Source organism: Caballeronia glathei (genome assembly GCF_000698595.1).
GTDB classification, from domain to species: domain Bacteria; phylum Pseudomonadota; class Gammaproteobacteria; order Burkholderiales; family Burkholderiaceae; genus Caballeronia; species Caballeronia glathei.
This window is the reverse complement of sequence record NZ_JFHC01000153.1, coordinates 1-5,210: the sequence shown is the minus strand read 5'-3', so window position 1 is coordinate 5,210 and position 5,210 is coordinate 1. Positions and strand designations below refer to the sequence as shown.

Annotated in this window: 3 protein-coding genes; 2 read left to right on the top strand and 1 reads right to left on the bottom strand. The window is 56.6% G+C overall.

The window, feature by feature from the left end:
• The first annotated feature begins 42 nt into the window (after positions 1-42).
• Together BG61_RS37495 and BG61_RS37485 are read left to right on the top strand one after the other, a co-directional pair.
• Positions 43-393 carry a hypothetical protein gene (locus BG61_RS37495; RefSeq protein WP_035924258.1) on the top strand — a complete coding sequence of 117 codons (351 nt, stop codon included), beginning with the start codon at positions 43-45 and terminating at the stop codon, positions 391-393.
• A 1,148-nt stretch (positions 394-1,541) separates the two neighbouring features.
• Positions 1,542-3,404, top strand: a complete 1,863-nt coding sequence (locus BG61_RS37485) for a DUF262 domain-containing protein (protein ID WP_035924266.1) — start codon at positions 1,542-1,544, stop codon at positions 3,402-3,404.
• Positions 3,405-3,933: 529 nt separating this feature from the next.
• Here the strand turns inward: BG61_RS37485 and BG61_RS37475 are convergent.
• Positions 3,934-5,210 (bottom strand): sbcc family protein (locus BG61_RS37475; RefSeq protein ID WP_206540637.1); only part of this gene is annotated, 1,277 nt, incomplete at its 5' end.

Here is a 5,210-nt window from a genome sequence, read left to right as displayed (position 1 = left end):
ACAGTTCGGAACCCCATCGACAGCGTTTGAACCGACAGGTACGTGATTGACTATGTCCTCGCACCCGCAACGCAAGATGCAGGCACCGAAATCAAACGCTTTTGCTGGGCTGCATGGACGCTCGATGCCGCTGGTGACAGGGAAATCAAAATTCATGGCATATCTACTATTTATCCGGACGCTGGCGAGTTTTTCGCAGACGCATCCGCTACACCGACGACTGACGAGGAGTTCCGAAGCCCTGAATGGCACGCGAACGCGCGGTCACTGGAGCATCAGGTCGCCTTGCACGCGACAGAAAATATCCGCGACTGGCTTGATGGAAACACTCTAGACCTGCACGACCGGATTCACACCGTCGATGACGCAGACTTCGAGGAATATGCACTTTGATTTCGCGCCCCGGAAACGGGGCTTGTTTTTGCGTAGCTGTCGATGTAATTGGGCGCGACCGCGAGCAGCACTGCAGGCAGCTGGGCATGCCGTGGAAGGTTTATTGATTACCCGAATTGCCCGGTGACACTGGTCGAACTGACTCACAGCACTCGCAAAGACACTGATTGGTCAGTGGACCGGGTAAACAATGACGGTGCTTATGCCGACGGCGACCTTATTGTCATGAGCGTTCGAGCCAATAAGGCAAAGGGCAGCAAAAGCTTCCTCGACATCTCTGGGCTTGTGGCGGACGGCCGGACACTGCCGGGCCTCTCATTTCAGGAAACGCTGCGCTTACGCTGTCTGACGGAAGGACCGTGTGGAATAGATGGGTTTGGCGAGCGACGGAATACTCTATGGACCCGCATATGTCGGGGGAGCGCCCGCACCAACTATCATAGCCTCCAACATATCCTGTTGATGGCGACAAGTGTCGACTCTTCTTCGCGCAACGCAGTCTTTCGCAAACTGGTGGCTCCCGCGCACACCGACAGTCACCTGAGCTCAAATCTTTTGCAGGTCGCGTTTGAAAAGTTAAAGGCTTGTCTCAAGACAGCCGAATATCCGTATGATGCGTGCGGAGACGTCCATTTTCAGTCTCTACTGAAGCGTTGGGTCGAAACTATCCCGAGGGACCGAAAGGTTGCATTTGGCGCGCAGCTCGAGGCGCTCACCGGCGCCCGTCTAATTTCCAGTGAGACCCTCCGAAGTTGGTCGTTGGACTCAAAGGGTCGCTACGCCGACTAGCGGACTCTCAAATGAGCAACGTGTTTTTCATGCCGTAGATTGGCTCCAAGTACGAGGTCGACGGGTTTCGAGAACTACGGGTTCTTATCGTTGCCGAAGCGCCCTATGGAAGCAAACAAAGCGAAGGCCCCGCAGCTACACCGCAGCTTGTGAAGGCACTCGGTCAACGGCTCGAGCATCCGGAGGAACGTGCTTCGACGCTCCTTCAGACGGGCCGGCTACGCTCGTACAACGGATTCCCGGTCCAAGACGGTTCGCGCATGTTCGGATGTCGCCTGTTTCAACCATTCTTTGTTCTGGTTATCATCGCGTTCGGCCAAGTCAAGCCACGAAAACACACGAACGCTGAGGGACCACTGATGGACGCAAACGCGATTGCATTGCTTGACATCTTCGAAAGGAAGATGCGACTCGAAATCCCAATGTTTCAGCGGCAGTATGTATGGGGAAAGGAACATCAGTGGGAACCTCTCTGGGAAGACATATCACGCAAATTCACTGAGTTCATTGAGGACCGCCGAGACGCGCCTGTCCATTTCCTGGGTGCGATGGTGCTGGACCAGAAGCAGACGCACGTTGGTCGAGTCGAGCGGCGGAGCGTAATCGACGGACAACAGCGCCTGACCACGCTACAGATTTTTCTTGCCGCATTCCGTGACTTTTGTCGCGAGGAGAATCTGGAAGAGTTCGCCAAGGAGTGTGAGCATTACACTCTCAACTCAGGAAGGATGGCAGAACCTGACGTCGAGAAATTCAAAGTCTGGCCGACGCTCTCTGACCGCCACCAGTTCATGGATGTGCTCACCGCGGGCTCAAAGTCTTCCCTTGAGAAGATTCATCCTTTAACGCGTCGGCCATACGCAAGAAGGTTCAATCCACGGCCGCGCATGGTGGAGGCATATTTGTTCTTCCATGAGCAGATATTTGCCTATTTCAAGGGCACCCCCGACGAGCCGCCGGCTGGCGACGATATCGCGATGGAGTATCGCGTTGAAGCATGCTTCGAGGCGCTCAAGACTGCGTTGAAGGTTGTTGCGATTGATTTGGGCGATGGCGACGACGCTCAGGTCATCTTCGAAACCCTCAATGCGAGGGGAGAGCCGCTCCTGCCGGCAGACCTCCTCCGAAATTACATCTTCCTGCGTGCCGCCCGACACGGCGAAAAGCAGGAACAGCTGTATGAGCAGTACTGGTCCACGTTCGACGACCCGTTCTGGCGTGAAGAGGTGACGCAAGGCCGACTTCGTCGACCCCGGAGCGACCTTTTCATCCAGCACTACCTTGCAAGCAAGCAGGCGCGAGATATCCCAATCAAGCATCTTTTTGTCGAGTACAAGCACTGGGTCGAGCGCGAAAAGCCATTCTCGACCGTCGAGCAAGAGCTATCTGAGCTTGCTCGACAGCGCGACCACTTCCGGACGCTTTCTGTTTCCCGCGAGTCTCCGCTACTTGGCAAACTGGCGCATTTCCTTAATCTCTTTGACGTCAGTACGGCCTATCCGCCGCTTCTGGCAATGCTCGACTTGGGCGCCAGTGATGGCGACATGTCCGAAACTGCTGACATGCTTGAGAGTTATTTTGTGCGTCGAGCGATTTGCGGCAATGAGACGAAGGCGTATAACAGAATCTTCATGGGGCTCACGCGGGCCATTCGGACCAAGGGGGCTAGCGCCGAGGTCGTCCGGGAATACCTGATGTCGCTCAAAAGTGCAACTGACGTTTGGCCGAGCGATGACGCTGTGTCCGACGCCTGGATGCGCATCAGCGCATACCAGTCTCTCAACAATCTGCGGCTAACGCACGTTCTCTGGCGCATCAGCGAAACGTATCGGTCGTCGAAATCGGAGAACGTCAGCACCAACGCTCCGCTCACAGTCGAACACATCATGCCGCAAGGCTGGGTGCCCCACTGGCCGCTACCGGATGGCTCGACGGGCGTTGAGCACGCGTGGTTTGCGAAAGAGGACACGCCTGAGGTGACCGAGAGTCGTCGGCGCAACGAAATGGTTCAAACTTTCGGTAACCTGACGCTTATCACCGGAAGCCTCAACAGTTCCATGAAAAACAGCGCGTGGGCGACGAAGCGCGATGCGATTCTCACGCACTCTGTGTCGCCGATAAACGGTGTGCTCAATCGCTTCGATAGTTGGGACGAGTCAACAATCGAAACACGTGCGCGCGAGTTGCTGGGGCGTGCATTGAGGCTTTGGAGCAGAGGCTAATCTGCAAATTGGTCCTGCGGCGGCGTCCTTACTACAGAGGGCAATTTCAGAATGGTTGCCCCCGAAAAGCGGACGTCACATCTTGGCGTCCGCTGCAGATTCCAACACAAGCCACTCGACCGCCCGTACTGGGTAGTCTTGTGGCCCCCCTTGCTAGCAACTCCACCGCATCCCGCATCACCATCTGTCGCATCCCCGTCTCGTCGCCTTTCGCCCTCACGCCGCTCGTGCCCACGCTCGCCACCCTGATTGTTTCCAAAAGCCGTTGCGCGCAGGCAACCCGGTCCATCACTCGGCGCAGCCGCACGAAACTGGCGTCAGAAATCTGTAGGTTGCGAGCGGCCAGTTCAATATCGGTGGCCGCGTCAGTTAGGACGCAGTCAAACAGGGCGGCGGGACGTTTCGTGATGTGAGTGAACGCATACTTTCGGTCGGACGCACTGTTGGTAGCGTCGGATGTTTCCATCGCTAACACAGCGATGTCGTTTATCTCTCTCCCCGCCAGCGTAAATCTTGCGGCTGACGACCGTCAGGGGAAAAAGCCGCGGCGCCCGACGCCTTGCATTTTTGTGAACTCCAGTGGCATCAAAACCGGCTTGAGTTCGGCCGGTGGTTCTTCGTTTTCGAGAACGACAATCTGTCCGGGGCCGGCCCAGTCTGCGAGCCAGCTGTAGAACCGCATGTTTACGGTGGTCATAGGCACATCCGGGTCTCCCAGCTTCCTGTCTGAGAAAGGTTTCAAGGGCGAGTCGATGACCACAAAGCCGGGATGGGGATGTCCAACCTTTTCGGCATACTGCAGCAGCGCGACATAGTAGGCGGCCAGGAACAAGGCCCGTACTCCCTGTCCAAACGACGTACGTCTCCTGCCGTCAACCTTTATGTCAAATGCCGCGGCATCAAACGTAATCTGCCTAATCGACTCGAAGCCCCAAGCATGAATGAGCTGTAGCACGAGGTCTGATAGCTCTAATCCATCCTGCGTCAACTGTCGCTCGATGCGCGAGTTCTTTCCGACGCTGACCGCCTCCAGCTTTGCGGCCTCGACCGTCAGACGAGCAATTTCCTCGAAAGCGCGTGCCTGCGTATAGAGTTCAGTCCGTCGTCTGGCGAGGTCGGTTGCCGACACCTTAAATTCGTCAATGCCAGAGTCAATCATGCGCCGTTCGCGAGCGCTCTGTGACTGCAAGGCCGCCTGTAGTTCTTCGCGGTTTGCCACAAAAGAACGGAGTTGCTCTGTCTCGTAGCTCAATGCGGCGGCGAGCCCGGTTCGATGCTTATCGATTTTGGCTGCTTCGGCAGCGATGGCGCGTCGCTGCTTGTCCGCAACGTCGGGCGAGGCCAACGACGCTTTCGTCTGGTTCGGTAGCGTTGTGCCGCACAGTGGGCATGGTACGTCATCAAGGAGGAAATAGACGGCGGAACCTTCGTCGAGCGATACCAGCCGTTCAAAGTCGCTATCGTATTTCTGCTGAAGGAGCTTGAAACGGTTAACAAGGCCGGCGCTCTGCGCCAGACCCGTCTCGCAACTACGCAGTTCCGCGCTCGTTTGCGCCAACTCGCTGCGGACCACTTCGAGAGCTTGAGCCCGAGATTTTTGCTGCTGGGACAAGGCTTGTAGCGTTTCGTCGACACGCGCCAACGCTTCCTCGACGTCCTTTTTCGGGATATCGGGCGGTAAGTCTGCGCGCAGCGATTCAATCATTCCACGCATCGCGTCTGCTCCGCCTCCTGCTGCACGCCGGGCATCGGTGCTGATTCCAATCTCAATAGCTGTATCATCGTAAGCGCCCGGTGATCCCAGGG

What these genes read in the sequence shown, in the direction of transcription:
- BG61_RS37485 (WP_035924266.1), top strand. Translation starts at nt 1,542, where the DNA reads ATGGACGCAAACGCGATTGCATTGCTTGACATCTTCGAAAGGAAGATG.